The 15,604-nt window shown below is 67.1% G+C and carries 16 protein-coding genes; 8 read left to right on the top strand and 8 right to left on the bottom strand.

Annotated elements, in window-relative coordinates; all coding sequences use genetic code 11:
* Window positions 1-357: 357 nt before the first annotated feature.
* The 4 genes from AC1D2H_RS06880 to AC1D2H_RS06865 all read left to right on the top strand — a co-directional run bounded on the left by AC1D2H_RS06880 (window position 358) and on the right by AC1D2H_RS06865 (window position 6,195).
* Window positions 358-2,280: a PrkA family serine protein kinase gene (locus AC1D2H_RS06880; protein ID WP_478010401.1), complete on the top strand. Its 1,923-nt coding sequence runs from the start codon at window positions 358-360 to the stop codon at window positions 2,278-2,280.
* A 15-nt stretch (window positions 2,281-2,295) separates the two neighbouring features.
* Entirely contained in the window at window positions 2,296-3,576 is a 1,281-nt protein-coding gene (locus AC1D2H_RS06875; protein ID WP_477933336.1) for a YeaH/YhbH family protein, read from the top strand.
* Window positions 3,573-5,174, top strand: a complete 1,602-nt coding sequence (locus tag AC1D2H_RS06870) for a SpoVR family protein (protein ID WP_478010400.1) — start codon at window positions 3,573-3,575, stop codon at window positions 5,172-5,174. Before AC1D2H_RS06875 ends, AC1D2H_RS06870 begins: the two co-directional genes overlap by 4 nt.
* A gap of 358 nt (window positions 5,175-5,532) precedes the next feature.
* Window positions 5,533-6,195 carry a hypothetical protein gene (locus AC1D2H_RS06865; RefSeq protein WP_478010399.1) on the top strand — a complete coding sequence of 221 codons (663 nt, stop codon included), beginning with the start codon at window positions 5,533-5,535 and terminating at the stop codon, window positions 6,193-6,195.
* Here AC1D2H_RS06865 and AC1D2H_RS06860 read toward each other — a convergent pair.
* A complete protein-coding gene (locus AC1D2H_RS06860; RefSeq protein WP_477933330.1) occupies window positions 6,192-6,662 on the bottom strand; it encodes a hypothetical protein in 471 nt (156 codons plus the stop codon). The genes AC1D2H_RS06865 and AC1D2H_RS06860 overlap by 4 nt on opposite strands.
* 143 nt (window positions 6,663-6,805) lie before the next feature.
* Here AC1D2H_RS06860 and AC1D2H_RS06855 point away from each other — a divergent pair, with 143 nt between their 5' ends.
* Window positions 6,806-7,144 carry a hypothetical protein gene (locus AC1D2H_RS06855; protein ID WP_478010398.1) on the top strand — a complete coding sequence of 113 codons (339 nt, stop codon included), beginning with the start codon at window positions 6,806-6,808 and terminating at the stop codon, window positions 7,142-7,144.
* Window positions 7,145-7,237: 93 nt separating this feature from the next.
* Here AC1D2H_RS06855 and AC1D2H_RS06850 read toward each other — a convergent pair whose 3' ends face one another.
* Genes AC1D2H_RS06850 through AC1D2H_RS06825 form a run of 6 tightly spaced genes read right to left on the bottom strand, consistent with a single transcriptional unit; the run spans window position 7,238 to window position 10,062 of the window.
* Window positions 7,238-7,861 (bottom strand): LysE family translocator, encoded by a 624-nt coding sequence (locus AC1D2H_RS06850; protein ID WP_478010397.1) that lies wholly within the window; start codon window positions 7,859-7,861, stop codon window positions 7,238-7,240.
* Window positions 7,858-8,265, bottom strand: a complete 408-nt coding sequence (locus tag AC1D2H_RS06845; protein WP_478010396.1) for a hypothetical protein — start codon at window positions 8,263-8,265, stop codon at window positions 7,858-7,860. The genes AC1D2H_RS06850 and AC1D2H_RS06845 overlap by 4 nt, the downstream gene beginning before the upstream one ends.
* Window positions 8,266-8,277: 12 nt before the next feature.
* Window positions 8,278-8,673 (bottom strand): DOPA 4,5-dioxygenase family protein, encoded by a 396-nt coding sequence (locus tag AC1D2H_RS06840; protein ID WP_478010395.1) that lies wholly within the window; start codon window positions 8,671-8,673, stop codon window positions 8,278-8,280.
* A gap of 53 nt (window positions 8,674-8,726) precedes the next feature.
* Window positions 8,727-9,437 (bottom strand): ArsR/SmtB family transcription factor, encoded by a 711-nt coding sequence (locus AC1D2H_RS06835; protein WP_477933322.1) that lies wholly within the window; start codon window positions 9,435-9,437, stop codon window positions 8,727-8,729.
* Entirely contained in the window at window positions 9,434-9,757 is a 324-nt protein-coding gene (locus AC1D2H_RS06830; protein ID WP_478010394.1) for an antibiotic biosynthesis monooxygenase family protein, read from the bottom strand. The genes AC1D2H_RS06835 and AC1D2H_RS06830 overlap by 4 nt, the downstream gene beginning before the upstream one ends.
* Window positions 9,754-10,062, bottom strand: a complete 309-nt coding sequence (locus AC1D2H_RS06825; RefSeq protein WP_478010393.1) for an NIPSNAP family protein — start codon at window positions 10,060-10,062, stop codon at window positions 9,754-9,756. Before AC1D2H_RS06825 ends, AC1D2H_RS06830 begins: the two co-directional genes overlap by 4 nt.
* 126 nt (window positions 10,063-10,188) lie before the next feature.
* Between AC1D2H_RS06825 and AC1D2H_RS06820 the strand changes: the two genes are divergently transcribed.
* A complete protein-coding gene (locus AC1D2H_RS06820; RefSeq protein ID WP_478010392.1) occupies window positions 10,189-11,118 on the top strand; it encodes an MBL fold metallo-hydrolase in 930 nt (309 codons plus the stop codon).
* 65 nt (window positions 11,119-11,183) lie between these two features.
* Window positions 11,184-12,332, top strand: a complete 1,149-nt coding sequence (locus AC1D2H_RS06815) for a GGDEF domain-containing protein (protein ID WP_478010391.1) — start codon at window positions 11,184-11,186, stop codon at window positions 12,330-12,332.
* Here AC1D2H_RS06815 and bla read toward each other — a convergent pair.
* Window positions 12,329-13,204 (bottom strand): class A beta-lactamase, encoded by an 876-nt coding sequence (gene bla, locus AC1D2H_RS06810; protein WP_478010390.1) that lies wholly within the window; start codon window positions 13,202-13,204, stop codon window positions 12,329-12,331. The genes AC1D2H_RS06815 and bla overlap by 4 nt on opposite strands.
* Window positions 13,205-13,391: 187 nt before the next feature.
* Here bla and AC1D2H_RS06805 point away from each other — a divergent pair, with 187 nt between their 5' ends.
* Entirely contained in the window at window positions 13,392-15,602 is a 2,211-nt protein-coding gene (locus tag AC1D2H_RS06805; RefSeq protein ID WP_478010389.1) for a TonB-dependent receptor, read from the top strand.
* The last annotated feature ends 2 nt before the right edge of the window (window positions 15,603-15,604 follow it).

The raw sequence follows: 15,604 nt of genomic DNA, 5'->3' as shown, positions 1-15,604 counted from the left end.
CCGAGGCTCGCCGGGCTCTCAACAGTTCTTCACCGACGGCGCTGTCTGCGGCCAGCCACAAGGCCCCCATGTTTGTGTGGTTTGCCCGAAAAGTGCCAGGTCTTGCCCAAACTGCGGGCGTATGCTGGCCCGGCACCCTGTCAACGAAAAGCCCGGCCGATGTGTTGCTGGGCAAGCAGTTGGGAAGATGCCGGCTTATTCTTGTGATTGACGCGACGTCGGCGGCGCCAAGCTGCTGATCAGACGAGTGGAGAGTTCTGATGACGCCTTGCAGTTGAGGCGCGATCAGAACCCCCCAGTCCCTCGGGCACGGATCGTGCCTGTGGCCCTGTGGAGTTCAAACCGCAGGAGATCGGCATGGACGTCATCAGCCATTTCGCAGCGCGCTTCGAGCGCAGCAAGGTCGAGGAGCTCTCGCTGGAGGACTACCTCGCGGAGTGCAAGAAAAACCCCCTGGCCTATGCCACGGCTGCCGAGCGCATGCTGCAGGCCATCGGCGAGCCGCAGATGCTCGACACGCGGAACGACCCGCGGCTGTCGCGCATCTTTGCCAACAAGACCATCAAGATCTATCCGGCCTTCGCCGAGTTCTATGGCCTGGAAGAAGCCATCGAGCAGGTGGTGTCCTATTTCAGACACGCTGCGCAAGGGCTGGAGGAAAAGAAACAGATCCTCTACCTGCTCGGGCCCGTGGGCGGCGGCAAGAGTTCCATCGCCGAGCGGCTCAAGCAGCTGATGGAGCACGTGCCCTTCTATGCGCTGGCCGGCTCGCCGGTGAACGAGAGCCCGCTCGGGCTGTTCGATCCTGTCGAGGACGGGCCGCTGCTGGAGCGCGACTACGGCATCCCGCGCCGCTATCTGAACCGCGTCTTGAGCCCCTGGGCCGTCAAGCGCCTGGACGAGTTCGGCGGCGACATCCGCAAGTTCAAGGTCATCAAGCGCTTCCCCAGCGTGCTCAAGCAGATCGGCGTGGCCAAGACCGAGCCGGGTGACGAGAACAACCAGGACATCTCCAGCCTGGTCGGCAAGGTCGACATCCGCAAGCTCGAGACCTATGCCCAGGACGACCCCGATGCCTACAGCTATTCCGGCGGCCTGTGCCTGGCCAACCAGGGCCTGCTGGAGTTCGTCGAAATGTTCAAGGCGCCCATCAAGGTGCTGCACCCGCTGCTGACTGCCACGCAGGAAAGCAACTACAAGGGCACCGAGGGCTTCGGCGCCATTCCCTTCGACGGCATCGTGCTGGCACACAGCAACGAGAGCGAGTGGAAGACCTTCCGCAACAACAAGAACAACGAAGCCTTCCTCGACCGCGTCTACATCGTCAAGGTGCCCTACTGCCTGCGTGTCAGCGAAGAGGTCAAGATCTACGAGAAGCTGATCCGCGGCTCGTCGCTGGCCGAGGCCAAGTGCGCCCCCGGCACGCTGAAGATGATGAGCCAGTTCGCGGTGCTGACGCGGCTCAAGGAGCCTGAGAACTCGTCGCTGTATTCCAAGATGCAGATCTACGACGGCGACAACCTCAAGGACACCGACCCGCGCGCCAAGAGCTACCAGGAGTACCGCGACTACGCCGGTGTCGACGAAGGCATGAGCGGCATCAGCACGCGCTTCGCCTACAAGATCCTGTCCAAGGTCTTCAACTTCGACAGCTCGGAAGTCGCGGCAAACCCGGTGCACCTGATGTATGTGCTGGAGCAGCAGATCGAGCGCGAGCAGTTCCCCAAGGAGACCGAAGAGAAGTTCGTCAGCTACATCAAGGAGCAGCTGTCGCCGCGCTATGCCGAGTTCATCGGCAAGGAGATCCAGACCGCCTATCTGGAGAGCTACAGCGAGTACGGCCAGAACATCTTCGACCGCTACGTGACCTATGCCGACTACTGGATCCAGGACCAGGAGTACCGCGACACCGACACCGGTGAGGTCTTCGACCGCGCGGCGCTGAACGCCGAGCTCGAGAAGATCGAGAAGCCGGCGGGCATCTCCAACCCCAAGGACTTCCGCAACGAGRTCGTCAACTTCGTGCTGCGGGCGCGCGCCAACAACGCGGGCAAGAACCCGCTGTGGACCAGCTACGAGAAGCTGCGCACCGTCATCGAGAAGAAGATGTTCTCCAACACCGAGGAGCTGCTGCCCGTCATCAGCTTCAACGCCAAGGCCAGCGCCGAGGACGCCAAGAAGCACGAGAACTTCGTGCAGCGCATGGTGGACAAGGGCTACACGGCCAAGCAGGTCAGGCTGTTGTGCGAGTGGTATCTGCGCGTGAGGAAGAGCAGCTGATCGGAAGGCAAGCGCATGTCGCTTCAACAGATCATCGACCGCCGGCTGTCGGGCAAGAACAAGTCCATCGGCAACCGTGAGCGCTTCCTGCGCCGCCACAAGGAGCAGATCCGCGAAGCGGTGAAGCGTGCCGTCGATGGCCGCGGCATCCGCGACATGGAGCGTGGCGAGGATGTGCACATCCCGAAGAAGGACCTCAGCGAGCCCGTCTTCGGCCATGGCGATGGCGGCGTGCGCGAGGTCGTGCGGCCGGGCAACCAGGAGTATGTGAAGGGCGACCGCATCGCCAAGCCCAAGGGCGGCCAGGGCGGTGGCGGCGGCGGCGGTGAGGCCAGCGACCAGGGCGAGGGTGAGGACGATTTCGTCTTCCACCTCAGCAAGGAAGAGTTCATGCAGGTCTTCTTCGAGGACCTGGCCCTGCCCAATCTCGCCCGCACGACGCTGGCCGACACGCCCGAGTGGCGCAGCCAGCGCGCCGGCTTCGTGTCCGACGGCACGCCCACCAACCTGCACGTCGTGCGCTCCATGCGCGGCGCCCTGGGCCGGCGCATTGCGCTGGGCATGGACAAGCGCCGCGAGCTGCACGAGCTCGAAGCGCGCGAACAGGAGCTGCTGAAGGAAGACCGCCCCGAAACCCCGCGCCTGCTGGCCGAGACGCGCGAACGCATCCAGCATCTGCTGGCGCGCCTCAAGGCCATTCCCTTCCTCGATCCCATCGACCTGCGCTTTCGCGCCCGCGTGCGCATCCCGGTGCCGACGACGCGCGCCGTCATGTTCTGCCTGATGGATGTGTCGGGCTCCATGGATGAGAGCCGCAAGGACCTCGCCAAGCGCTTCTTCATCCTGCTCTACCTCTTCCTGACGCGGCACTACGAGAAGATCGACGTCGTCTTCATCCGCCACCACACCCAGGCCCAGGAAGTCGACGAGCAGAACTTCTTCCACGCCACCGAGACCGGCGGCACCGTCGTCTCCAGCGCCCTCGTGCTGATGGAGCAGATCATCAAGGAGCGCTACTCGCCGACCGAGTGGAATATCTACGGCGCCCAGGCCAGCGACGGCGACAACTGGCACCATGACAGCGGCCGCTGCCGCGAGCTGCTGGCAGACAAGATCCTGCCGCTGTGCCGCTACTTCGCCTATGTGCAGGTCGCCGAGCCCGAGCAGAACCTCTGGGAGGAATACCAGAAGCTCAGCGAGGACGCCCGCCACTTCGCAATGCGCAAGGCCATCGAGGCCTCGCAGATCTACCCCGTCTTCCGCGAGTTGTTCAAGAAGGAAGGGGCGGCCACATGAGCAGCAAAGAGGATCGCCGTCATCACGAGCACGCCGCGGTACCGCCGCCCGGCGTGCCGGAGCGCCGCCAGCGCCAGCCGCTGCAGCGCATGAAGCCGCTGCTGCAACGCCCCAGCCAACCCCTGCCGTCGCCCAACGACTGGAGCTTCGACCTCATCGACGAGTACCACACCGTCATCAGGAACACCGCCGAACGCTTCGGCCTGGACACCTATGCCAACCAGCTCGAGGTCATCACCGCCGAGCAGATGATGGACGCGTACGCCTCCGTCGGCATGCCGGTCAACTACCGGCACTGGAGCTACGGCAAGGAGTTCATCAGCACCGAGCGCAACTACAAGCGCGGCCAGATGGGCCTGGCCTACGAGATCGTCATCAACTCCGACCCCTGCATCGCCTATCTGATGGAGGAGAACACGCTGGCCATGCAGGCCCTCGTCATCGCCCACGCCTGCTACGGCCACAACAGCTTCTTCAAGGGCAACTACCTCTTTCGCATGTGGACGGATGCCTCGTCCATCATCGACTACCTCGTCTACGCCAAGAACTACGTCGCCGAGTGCGAGGAGCGCTACGGCCTGGACGCCGTCGAGTCCCTGCTCGACTCCTGCCACGCGCTGATGAACCACGGCGTGGACCGCTACCGCCGCCCGGCCAAGCTGTCGCTGGCCGAGGAGCGCGCGCGCCTGAAGGACCGCGAGCAGCACGCGCAGTCGCAGATCAACGACCTCTGGCGCACCCTGCCCAAGAAGGCCGACCGCCCCGACGAGGCCGCCGAGAGCCGCCGCTTTCCCGACGAGCCGCAGGAGAACCTGCTGTACTTCATCGAGAAGAACGCGCCGCTGCTCGACCCCTGGCAACGCGAGGTCGTGCGCATCGTCCGCAAGATCGCGCAGTACTTCTACCCGCAGCGCCAGACCCAGGTGATGAACGAGGGCTGGGCCACCTTCTGGCACCACCGCCTGCTCAACCAGATGTACGACGACGGCTACCTGAGCGACGGCATGATGATCGAGTGGCTCAAGTCCCACACCAACGTCATCTACCAGCACCCGGGCGCCAACCTCAACCCCTATGCACTGGGCTTCGCGATGTACACCGACATCCGGCGCATCTGCGAGAACCCGACCGCCGAGGACAAGGACTGGTTCCCCGACATCGCCGGCAGCGACTGGCTGCCCACGCTCGACCACGCGATGCGCAACTTCAAGGACGAGAGCTTCATCGGCCAGTACCTGAGCCCGAAGATCATGCGCGACTTCCGCCTCTTCTCCATCCTCGACGACGAGGCCAAGAGCGAGTACGAGATCTCCGCCATCCACGACGAGGGCGGCTACCGCCACGTGCGCCAGGCCCTGTCGCGCCAGTACGACCTCTCAACGCGCGAGCCCAACATCCAGGTCTGGAACGTGAACCTGCGCGGCGACCGGTCCCTCACGCTGCGCCATGTGCAGCACCTCAACCGCCCGCTGCACGACAGCGCCCAGGAAGTGCTCAAGCACGTCGGCCGGCTGTGGGGCTTCGCGGTCAACCTGGAAAGCGTCAACACGCGCGGCGACGTGACCAAGCGCTGGAACGTGCCGGCGCAGGTGGGCTGAGGGGCGGCAGGTACTCGACATCCCCGCGCCGACGACAACCCGCGGCGCTGTCGAAAAAACTTACAACTGCAACGCTCACCGCTCGCAGCGAGCCGGGAGGCGGCTCGCCCCTGCCCATCGCCGCGACGGAATCTGGCGCGACGCCATGCCACCAGCGACTCCGTCTGGCCCCAGCCATGCCTGAAAGCGGCGACCGGGCTCGGCCAGCAGTTCTGTCGAGCCGCCGCGGCAGGGGACTTTGGCATGGAGGATGCGTCCAAGGGTAGGCGAGGGTCCACAGCAACGCCGCTACGGCTTGCCAGGCCCTGGGTTGGCAGGCGCGACAGCGCTTGCCCCATCAACGCCACAGGAGCACCCGATGACCGGACTCAGAGTATTGGCGAGTACCGTCGCCGCACTGGCGCTGTCATCGCTCACCTTGACGGCCTATGCCGCAGTCACGGCAACGGTCGATTCGATGAGCGGCAATTGCACGGCCGTCGGCCCACAGGGCTTCAATGCGCCCTTGCTCGGCTTTGGCAAATTGATGACCGGTCTGGGGCCTTGTGATGTGACGATCACCGTGTCCGGCATGGCGCAGGGCGGTTCAACCGACATCACGCTGTTTGAAGGCGTCGAGAACATGACGGGTTTCAGATGGCACGATTTCCACCACACCCTTGGCTACGGTAGCGGCGCTGGATTCAGGGAGTCGGGCGAAACCGACGATGTCTTCTTCCTCAACACGCCAGCGCCCACCGGTGACCAATTCGTCCTGAGCGGGCAAGACGATCCCACCGCGCCGGACTCGCTGGACTGGCTCGCGTCCGGCCCCGATTTCCCGAGTGGCGGCCCCACGCCCAACATCTTCACCCTCGGTCTGCACATCCATGACGTCGATGCACAGGGTGTGGCCGACAACGACGGCAGCACCACCTTCGTGCTGCGCCAGCGGGCCACCATCCTTCCCGAGCCCGGTGCCTTGTCCTTGTGGCTGCTGGTCAGCGCAGCGGCCCTGATGGCAAGGCGTCGGCGCCGCTAGGCCGGTGCGCCGATTGCCTGCGCTGCGTCGCGCAGAAAACGCTGGCATTGCCGCAAGCCCATCTCCACGCGGAAGCAGGCCTGCAGATGCTGCTGCAGCAACCGGCCGTCCCAGCGGCCCTGCGGGTAGCCAAATTGACAGGGCAGGCCTTGCAGATCGAGCCGCACCTGCTGCGCGGCCTCCGGTGAGACGCGTGGCGGGCGGCCGCTCGGCCCCGCCAGCGATGCGCGCTCGGCACCGCTGCATGTGTCGGCCTCGCACGCGCAGGCCGCGTAAGCCGTCACCCAGCGCTGAACGCTGCGCGTGCCATCGCCAAACCAGCTGGCCACTTCGCGGCAGCTGTGCCCCAGGGCCACCAGGTAGACGCAATGCAGCCGGTGCAATTCGTGCTGGGCTGGCGACCGGCAGGACTCGTGGCGCACGTCGGTGCGAAGCTTCCGCAAAGCAAGCGTTGATAGGTTGAGCATGGCCACCCCCTGCAACCCGCCCGGCGGCGGTACGGCCACCGCACCTTACTGCAAAGCCGCCCGTCGCGGGCATAGTCGATCGGGTCCTCGGGCGTGACAAAACGCTGGCGCGTGCCGGCTCAGGCGGGCTGATACTGGCCGGCATGTTCCGGCTGCTGCTGCCCGCCCTCGTCGTCGCCACCGCACTGCCCGCCCACGCGGTGGGCCTGACCGAACGCCAGGCCTGCATGAAACTGATCGGCACCGCGCGCGCCCTGCACCTGGCCGGCGAGAAGAAGCGCGGCGACTACCGCTGCAAGCGCCATCCCGTCGACAGCGACTTCGTCTTCACGCTGCGCTTCGACGGCCCCGGCGAACCCAAGGATGCCAGCCATCTGCTCGGCCATTACGCCGTCGACAAGGCCACGCGCGAGGTCTATCTGTGGGACCTCACCACCCGGCAGCGCGGCGCGGTACTGGTGCCGCCCAAGCGCAAGCGCTAGACCCGGCAGGTCTTGATCTCGATCAGATGCTTGTTGGGGTCGTTGACCTTGAGGATGAGGTGATCCAGCGTGGCCATGCTGTCTCTCCCAGGATCACCGGGCACGCTCCAGGGCGACCTTGATGCCAAGGCCGACCAGGGCCGCGCCCGCGAGCTGCTGGAAGCGCTGGAAGACGCGCGGCTTGGCAAGCAGCCACTGCCTTGCCCTGCCGGCCAGCGCGGCGGTACAGAGGTTGACGGCCGTGCCCGAGAGGATGGACGCCATGCCCAGGATGGCCGCCTGCCAGCCGGGATGGCCCAGCGCCGGGTCGATGAACTGCGGCAGGATGGCCAGGAAGAAGATGGCCACCTTGGGATTCAGCAGGTTGGACAGCGCACCCTGTGCGAAGGGCACTGACCAGCGGCTGTTCACGGAGCCTGTGGCGACAGCGGCGGGGTGACGCAGCATCTGCCAGCCCAGCCACACCAGATACGCCGCACCGATGGCCTTGACCGCCAGGAAGGCGGTGGGCACGGCGGCCAGGAAGGCGGTGAGTCCCAGAGCCGCGGCCGCGACATGAACCAGCGCCGCGCAGGCGATGCCCAAGCACACCTTGGCCCCCGCGGCCGTGCCGCGCGAGACCGAGTTGGAGAGGATGCAGATGACGTCCGGCCCGGGAATGAGGGCAAAGCTCATGTTGAGCAGCGTGAAGGCCAGCAGAGTGGGGAGTTCGATCATTTCAGCCTCAGGGCGTTTTGACGATTCATCAGCCGCCTGGCGAACAGCACGACCGACACCAGCAGCAGCATCAAGCCCGTCGTCGCCTCGGCCCAGATCGTCAGATTGGCCAGCAGCGTGTGCTGGGAGCACAGGCCCAGGCGGTAATGCAGCAGGCCATCCAGGCCCAGAGCACCGTAGACGCCGAGAGCCAGCAGCCCCAGCGCGGGCAGGCCGAGCCGGGTCAATGCCCATGCCAGAAGGCCGACAGCGCAGACAGCAAGCCAGCACAGCCACACCGTTCCCGGCGTCAGCCAGGCCGGCATGCCGGGATAGAAGGCGATGTACTGGGCGTTGTGGCTGAAGTGGGCGAGGCTGGCGGCGAAGTAGGCGGCCACGAGAGCGAAAAGAAGTCGAGGAGGCATGGCCGAAGACGCTCAGAAGTCCGATCTTCCAAACCGGGCGATGCCCTTGTTCATGCCTGGCGGATCAAGCACCGAAAGCAGCAGCGGCAAAGGCTCTCCTATCCAATGCGCCTGGGAGGTGTGGTCCGCAAGATCATCGTCCGTCAGTTCATGGACGAGGGCCCTGAGCCCATGGGCCTGGATTCGCTCCAGGACGACCGGCAGCGCCCGGCGGTAGAAGTGGATCTCGTACTGCGGCAGGGGGTGGGGCCCCACCGCCCGGTCCGTCATGTCCCCAACGAAAAGGATGTCGGCCAGATCGGCTTTGCCTTGGTTGGTTTGCAGTTCCGACCGCAGCTGCTCGGCGGCCGAACGATCGGAGACCTCGTAGTAGATGTGCGCATGAAAGGGATCGTGGGCGTCGGCCATTGATGCTCGGTCCAAGGTCAGTGAAAGGGGGAGGGCAGATGGTAGTTCGATGCCTAAAGCTCGGGCGATGACACGCCGCCCATCAAGCTCTCCACCAGCGCCGGCCGGCCGGGCGGTGTGAGTCGCAGCTCACGCGTATCGGCCACCCGCTTCAGCCAACCCTTGTCCACCATGGCCTCCAGCCAGGCCACCGCCAGCGGCCCCGCGAAATGGTCGCGACGTTCGGACCAGTCCACGCAGTCGTAGAGCACCCGTCCCGTTTCGGCAAAGCCTTCGGGCGTCAGCTCAGCCAAGGCCTCGCGACCGGCATCGCTGAGCTCATAGCGCCCATCTGGCGCGGCGGTCACCCAGCCCTTGGCCAGCAGCGCCTCGCGCCACCGCACGCCCAGCTCGCCGGCCAGATGACCGTAGCAGCTGCGTGCATGGCGCAGGCCGCGCATCTCGGGCTTCTGCCAGCGCTTCAGGTCTGCGGCGGGTCCGGCGTCGCGGCCATCGGCCACGCGCAGCAGGGCCTCCAGCGCATGTGCCACATCGCCGTCCGCCAGGCCGAAATAGCGATGCCGCCCCTGCGGCCGCACCCGCGCCAGGCCTTCGTCGACGAGCAGCTTCAGGTGGGCCGACATCGTCGCCGCGCCGACGCCTGCATGCGTGGCCAGTTCGCCCGCGGTATGCAGGCGCCCATCCAGCAGACGGGCCAACGTACGTGCCCGCGTCGGATCGGCGATTGCCGCGGCGATGCGAGCGAGGCGGGGTTCGGCGTTCATCGAGGTACTTGTTCGCGTTCGTTCAAGCCGTAGTCGCGCACCACATGCGCCACCCGCAGCCGGTAGTCCTGGAACAGCCCGCCGCGGCCAGCCTGCTGTGCCTCGCGGTGGCGCTCCATCTCGCGCCAGCCACGCACCGCGTCTTCGTCACGCCAGAAGGACAGCGACAAGAGCTTGCCCGGCTGCGTCAGGCTCTGGAAGCGCTCCACCGAGATGAAGCCGTCCATGCGCTCCAGCAGCGGCTTCAAGGCGGCGGCATGGTCGAGATAGGCCTGACGGCCTTCCTCGGTCGGCTGGACTTCAAAGATGACGGCGATCATGGCTGCACATCCTCACAGAAAGTCCTCTCCTCGCGGAGGATGAAGCGCTGCGCTTTGGCGAACTCGAAGTTGGCGCGCGCCTCGGGGTCGGCCTTGAGCCGCGTGCGGTAGTCCTCGTAGGCCGCCAGCGAATCGAAGCCCACCAGACCCCAGGCCTCGTAGTTCGTGCCCTCGTGCGGCAGCCAGTAGCCGAGCAGCCGGCCGCCCAGGCGCGGAATGATGTGGCCCCAGGCCTGGGCGTATTCGCGGAAGGCCTCGCGCTGGACCGGATCGAGTTCGTAGCGAATGAAGCAGGTGATGGGCATGGTGGGCTCACGGCGTGTTGAAGGAATGCAGCCAGTGTGTGGCGCCATGGGCCCGAGATGCTTCGCTGTGCAACGAAGCGTCGCGCGATGATGGCGCCGCCTCCCGACCCGCACCCAAGGACCGCCATGAAGCCGCTGCGTCGCGCCCTCCTCTTGCTGCTGGCCAGCCTGGCCGCGGCCGTGCAGGCCCAGAGCCCGCCGCCACCACCCGCGTTGGAACTCGTCGTGCTGGGGTCGGGCGGGCCTGGCGCCACCGGCCGCGCCGGGTCCAGCCACCTGGTGCTGGTGGACGGCGTGCCGCGCATCCTCGTGGACGCCGGCCCGGGCTCCTTCGCGCGCCTCGGCGAGGCCAAGCTCGGGCTGGGCAGGCTCGACATCATCCTGCTGACCCATCTGCATGCCGACCATGCCGGCGGGCTGCCCGGCATCGTCAAGGCCCGCGCGGTGTCGGCGGGGCGGCCGGTGACGCTGAAGATCTTCGGCCCGGTCGGCCAGCGCGCCCGCCAGCGCGACGACGGCGACTTCCCCTCCACGCGGCGCTTCGTGGACCTGCTGTTCGGCAAGCAGGGCGCCTTCGCCTACCTGCCGGCGTTTTCGGCACCACTGACGCTGCGCGCCACCGACATCGGCGCCACGCCCCAGCCGCGCGTGCTACTGGACGAAGACGGCCTGCGCATCACCGCCCTGGCCGGCCACCACCGCGACGCGCCGGCGGTCATCTACCGCGTCGACCACGGCGGCAAGAGCCTGACCTTCAGCGGCGACATCGACCCCGCCGGCCATGCCGCGCTGCGCCGCCTCGCCGCAGGCACCAGTCTGCTGGTGTTCAACAGCGTCGTGCTGGACCCGCCCGGCTCGCCACCGGTGCTCTACACCCTGCACACCGCGCCGGCCCAGATCGGTGCGATCGCCGCCGACGCTCAGGCCGGCCAGCTGCTGCTGGCCCATTTGTCGCCGGCCATCGAGGCCCAGCGCGAGGCGGTCCAGGCTTCCATCCGCGCGCATTACGCCGGCCCGCTGGGCTGGGCCGAGGACGGACTGCGCATCACGCCCTGACGGGCCTTGCAACCAACTGTGTCGGCGCGCACGGCGAGCCGGCCGGCCGCTATCCTCGGCGCCCCATGCCTCCCGAGCGACCCACCATCGCCAACCCCGCGCCGTCACGCTGGGTGGGCTGGCTGCTAGGCCCCGATGGCCAGGGCCGCGGTGCGGTGAAGCTGACCTTGCTGGCCGTGGTGGTCTATGGGCTGTTCGCGCTCAATGTGGCCGTGCAGGTGAACCAGGGCCTGATGGACGCCGGCCCCGGCATCTGGGTCAGCGCCCTGAGCCTGGCGGGCATCACGGCCTTCTATCTGCTGGTGCGCACGGGCCTGAGCCTCCATCTGGGCGGCGACTCGTCGCTGACGCTGCCGCAGTCGGTCTTCGGCGTGCTGATCACGGCCTGGGGCTATGCCATCGACCCGCCGCTGCGTGGCGCCATCATCGCGATCATGCTGCTCAACCTGGTGTGGGGCATGTTCGTGCTGTCGCAGCGCCAGGCCTTCGGCCTCTATCTGTTCGGGCTGGTGTCACTGGGCGCCGCCATGGTCTATGGCGCCAGCACGGACCCGGCACGCTTCCCGCCGGCCGTGGAGGTGCTGCACTTCAGCTTCGCGGCCATCCTGATGACGGCGGTGTCGGTGCTGTCGGTCAACATGGCCAAGCTGCGCGCCAAGCTGGGCGCACGCACGACGGAGCTGCGCGCGGCGCTGGAGCGCATCCAGTACCTCGCCCACCACGACGAACTCACCCGCATCAGCAACCGCCGCCACCTCAGCGAGCGCCTGGCCGCCGAGCAGCTCAACCAACGGCAGAGCGGCCAGACCATGAGCCTGGTGCTCATCGACATCGATCACTTCAAGCTGGTCAACGACCGCCACGGCCATGGCGTGGGCGACACGGTGCTGCGTCATTTCGCCGGCACCCTGCAGGGCACGCTGCGCAGCACCGATTTCGCCGGCCGCTGGGGCGGTGAGGAGTTCCTCGTCGTCACGCCGCAGCCCAGCGCCGACACGGCCGCGGCCCTGGTCGAGCGCCTGCGCGAGGCGCTGGCCGGCAGCCGCTTCGACAAGATCGTGCCGGGCCTGCGCATCACCTTCTCGGCCGGCGTGGCCGAATGCGCGCCGGGCGAGGACCTGCACCTGGCCATCGAACGCGCCGACCGGGCCCTCTACCAGGCCAAGCAGACCGGGCGCGACCGCACGGTCAGCGAGTTCGCGCCGCTGGCTTAGCCTGCCCAAGCCTGCACGAGCAGGCGCATCGCCTCGGCATGCACCGCGTTGAGCTGGTCCGTCGAGGCCTTGGCATCCGACTGGAAGGCAACGACGACCCAGGGCGAGCGGCTGCCCGGCGGGAAGACCAGGGCCACGTCGTTGGCCGCGCCACGGGCGCCGCTGCCGGTCTTGTCGATGACGCGCCAGCTCGCATCCGGTACGCCGGCGCGCAGGCGCTTGAGCCCCGTGCGCGAAGCCTGCAGGTCGGCCCACAGCCGCGCCTGGTTGGCGCGCTTCAGGCCCGGGCCGAGCAGCAGATGCTGCAGCGTCTTCGCAAACGCACGCGGCGTGCTCGTGTCGCGCGGGTCGCCGGGCGCGTTCTCGTTGAGCTCGGTCTCGAAGCGGTCCAGGCGCGTGACGGTGTCGCCCTGCTCGCGCAGCCAGGCCGTCAAACCGGCGGGCGAGTCACAGCAGTGGCGCAGCAGCACATTCGCGCAGGGGTTGTCGCTCTCGACGACGATGCCCTGCACCAGCTCGGCCAGCGTCGCGTGGCCGCGCGGCAGATAGCGGTCAAAGGCCGGCGAATGCGGCACGCGCTGGCCCTCTTGCAGCGACACGGCGTCGTTCCAGCCCCAACGCCCGGCCTCCACGCCCTGGGCCACGCGGGCGGCCAGAAGGATCTTGAAGGTCGATGCGATGGCGAAGCGCTCGTCGGCCCGATGGGCCAGCGTGCGGCCGCTGCCGGTGTCGACGGCGAAAAAGCCCAGGCGCCCCTGCACACCGCGCTCCAGCGCAGCGAAGTCGGGGACCGGTGCGGGCCGCGCGAGGGCCGGCCAGGCGGGCAGGGCGCTCAGGCCCGTCAGTTGAGACAGCAGGGTGCGACGTTTCATGCGCCGCATTTTCGTGCGCCCCTGCCTGGCCTTGGTGCGAGGGCACCAGCGTCGCCCGTCGAGAAACTGACTACTCCGTCAGACTTGCGCAACAACGCTGTCATGACGGCCGCCAGGCCATGGCGCGGTCCGCACAATCGCCGCCGGCCCTGCAGTTGGGGCCGCTTTTTTTTGGAGTCGTTGCCCGATGTACGTCCCACGCCTCAGCCTCCTGGCCCTCGCCTTGAGCACCGCCCTGCCCGTCCTGGCCCAGGAAGCCCCCAAGGACCGCAGCCAGCTCGAAACCGTCGTCATCACGGCCGAGCGCCGTGCCGAGAACATCAAGGACGTGCCCAACGCCGTCTCCAAGATCAGCGGCGAGAAACTCGACGTGCTGGCCTCCGGCGGCCAGGACCTGCGCTTCCTGTCCGGCCGCGTGCCCAGCCTGAACATCGAGTCCAGCTTCGGCCGCGCCTTCCCGCGCTTCTACATCCGCGGCTATGGCAACACCGACTTCCGCCTCAACGCCTCGCAGCCCGTCAGCGTCGTGGTGGACGACGTGATCCAGGAGAACCCCATCCTGAAGGGCTTCCCCATCTTCGACACGGCCGCGGTCGAAGTCGTCGCCGGCCCGCAGGGCACGCTGTTCGGCCGCAACACGCCGGCCGGTGTCGTCAAGTTCGACTCCGTCAAGCCCAGCCAGAAGCAGGACGGCTACGCCAGCGTCACCGTCGGCAACTACGGCACCCTCAACCTCGAAGGCGCCGCCAACCTGCCGCTGTCCGGCGACTGGGCCGCCCGCATCTCCGGCCAGAGCCAGCGCCGCAGCGACTGGGCCAAGAACACGCTGGCCGGCCAGGTCACGCCCAAGACCGAGGGCTACACCGACAACGCCGTGCGCGCGCAAGTGCTGTTCGAGCCGCACAAGCAGTTCAGCGCCCTGGCCAACATCCATGTGCGCGACCTCGACGGCAGCCCGCGCCTGTTCCGCGCCAACATCATCAAGCGCGGCACGAATGACCTCGTCGACGGCTTCGACCCCGAGAAGATGGAAATCGGTGGCGTCAACGAGCAGACGCTGAAACAAACCGGCGGCAGCCTGCGTCTGAAATGGTCGCTGCCCGAGATCAACATCTACTCGATCAGCGGCTACGAGAAGGTCAAGCCCTTCTCGCGCGGCGACATCGACGGCGGCCACGCGGCCAGCGGCTCGGTCACGGCCGGCCCGGGCTTCATCCCCTTCCAGAGCGAAACGGCCAGCCGCATGGACGGCCACCGCCAGCTGTCGCAGGAAGTGCGTGTGGAGTCGGCAGCAGCCGGCCCGCTGCGCTGGCAGGCCGGCGTCTACCTGTTCGATGAGCGCTATGTCATCGACAACATCGACTACGACCCCGCCACCCATGCCGTGCGCAGCGAGATCCTGACCAGCCAGAGCAACAAGGCCTATGCCGGCTTCGGTTCCGTCAACTACAACCTGAGCAACGCGCTGCAGCTGCGCGCCGGCCTGCGCTACACCCACGACAAGAAGGACCTGGCCACCACCGGCACCGTCAACGCCGCCAACGGCAAGACGGCCGCCACCAGCGACGGCAAGTGGAGCGGCGACCTGGCACTGAGCTACAAGCTCGACGCCGACACCAACCTCTACGCCCGCGTCGCCAACGGCTTCCGCGCCTCGTCCATCCAGAACGCCTCGGCCTTCGGCCCGCAGTCGCAGGCCGGCCCGGAAAGCATCAACAGCTACGAAGTCGGCTTCAAGAGCGAACTGCTCAAGCGCACGCTGCGCCTGTCCGGCTCGCTGTTCAGCTACACCGTCAAGGACCTGCAGCTGACGGCCGTCGGCGGCAGCGTCAATGCGACCCGCCTGCTCAACGCCAAGAAGGCCACTGGCAACGGCGCCGAGTTGAACCTGGAAGCGCTGATCACGCCGGACTTCACCGTCACGATGGGCGGCTCGCTGAACAACACCAAGCTCAAGGACCCAGGCCTGGGCGTGCCGCCCGGCGGCTCGCTGAAGGTGGGCACCGGCTTCCCGACGGTGCTGGACCCGGTCGTCAACGGCAACGCCATGATCGACGGCAACGCCCTGCCCAATGCGCCCAAGTGGACCTACAACCTCACCGCGCGCTGGAGCATCCCGCTGGCCAGTGGCGACGAGGTCTATGTCTACACCGACTGGGCCTACCGCTCCAAGGTCAACTTCTTCCTGTACGAGGCGACCGAGTTCACCGGCAAGAGCCTGACCGAAGGCGGCCTGCGCGTGGGCTATCTGTGGGGCAACGGCAAGTACGAAGTGGCTGGTTTCGCCCGCAACATCACCAACCAGGTCCGTGTCACCGGCGCCATCGACTTCAACAACCTGACCGGCTTCATCAACGACCCGCGCACCTACGGCGTGCAGTTCAAGGCGCTGTTCTAAGC

It is taken from the genome of Roseateles sp. P1_C1_2, from assembly GCF_056406535.1.
The sequence above is the reverse complement of the archived record's forward strand: the minus strand, read 5'-3'. Positions and strand labels throughout refer to the sequence as shown.

What these genes read in the sequence shown, in the direction of transcription:
- bla (WP_478010390.1), bottom strand. Translation starts at nt 13,204, where the DNA reads ATGAAACGTCGCACCCTGCTGTCTCAACTGACGGGCCTGAGCGCCCTG.
- AC1D2H_RS06825 (WP_478010393.1), bottom strand. Translation starts at nt 10,062, where the DNA reads ATGCCCATCACCTGCTTCATTCGCTACGAACTCGATCCGGTCCAGCGC.
- AC1D2H_RS06845 (WP_478010396.1), bottom strand. Translation starts at nt 8,265, where the DNA reads ATGCCTCCTCGACTTCTTTTCGCTCTCGTGGCCGCCTACTTCGCCGCC.
- AC1D2H_RS06860 (WP_477933330.1), bottom strand. Translation starts at nt 6,662, where the DNA reads ATGCTCAACCTATCAACGCTTGCTTTGCGGAAGCTTCGCACCGACGTG.
- AC1D2H_RS06855 (WP_478010398.1), top strand. Translation starts at nt 6,806, where the DNA reads ATGTTCCGGCTGCTGCTGCCCGCCCTCGTCGTCGCCACCGCACTGCCC.
- AC1D2H_RS06805 (WP_478010389.1), top strand. Translation starts at nt 13,392, where the DNA reads ATGTACGTCCCACGCCTCAGCCTCCTGGCCCTCGCCTTGAGCACCGCC.
- AC1D2H_RS06830 (WP_478010394.1), bottom strand. Translation starts at nt 9,757, where the DNA reads ATGATCGCCGTCATCTTTGAAGTCCAGCCGACCGAGGAAGGCCGTCAG.
- AC1D2H_RS06835 (WP_477933322.1), bottom strand. Translation starts at nt 9,437, where the DNA reads ATGAACGCCGAACCCCGCCTCGCTCGCATCGCCGCGGCAATCGCCGAT.
- AC1D2H_RS06820 (WP_478010392.1), top strand. Translation starts at nt 10,189, where the DNA reads ATGAAGCCGCTGCGTCGCGCCCTCCTCTTGCTGCTGGCCAGCCTGGCC.
- AC1D2H_RS06840 (WP_478010395.1), bottom strand. Translation starts at nt 8,673, where the DNA reads ATGGCCGACGCCCACGATCCCTTTCATGCGCACATCTACTACGAGGTC.
- AC1D2H_RS06875 (WP_477933336.1), top strand. Translation starts at nt 2,296, where the DNA reads ATGTCGCTTCAACAGATCATCGACCGCCGGCTGTCGGGCAAGAACAAG.
- AC1D2H_RS06850 (WP_478010397.1), bottom strand. Translation starts at nt 7,861, where the DNA reads ATGATCGAACTCCCCACTCTGCTGGCCTTCACGCTGCTCAACATGAGC.
- AC1D2H_RS06870 (WP_478010400.1), top strand. Translation starts at nt 3,573, where the DNA reads ATGAGCAGCAAAGAGGATCGCCGTCATCACGAGCACGCCGCGGTACCG.
- AC1D2H_RS06815 (WP_478010391.1), top strand. Translation starts at nt 11,184, where the DNA reads ATGCCTCCCGAGCGACCCACCATCGCCAACCCCGCGCCGTCACGCTGG.
- AC1D2H_RS06865 (WP_478010399.1), top strand. Translation starts at nt 5,533, where the DNA reads ATGACCGGACTCAGAGTATTGGCGAGTACCGTCGCCGCACTGGCGCTG.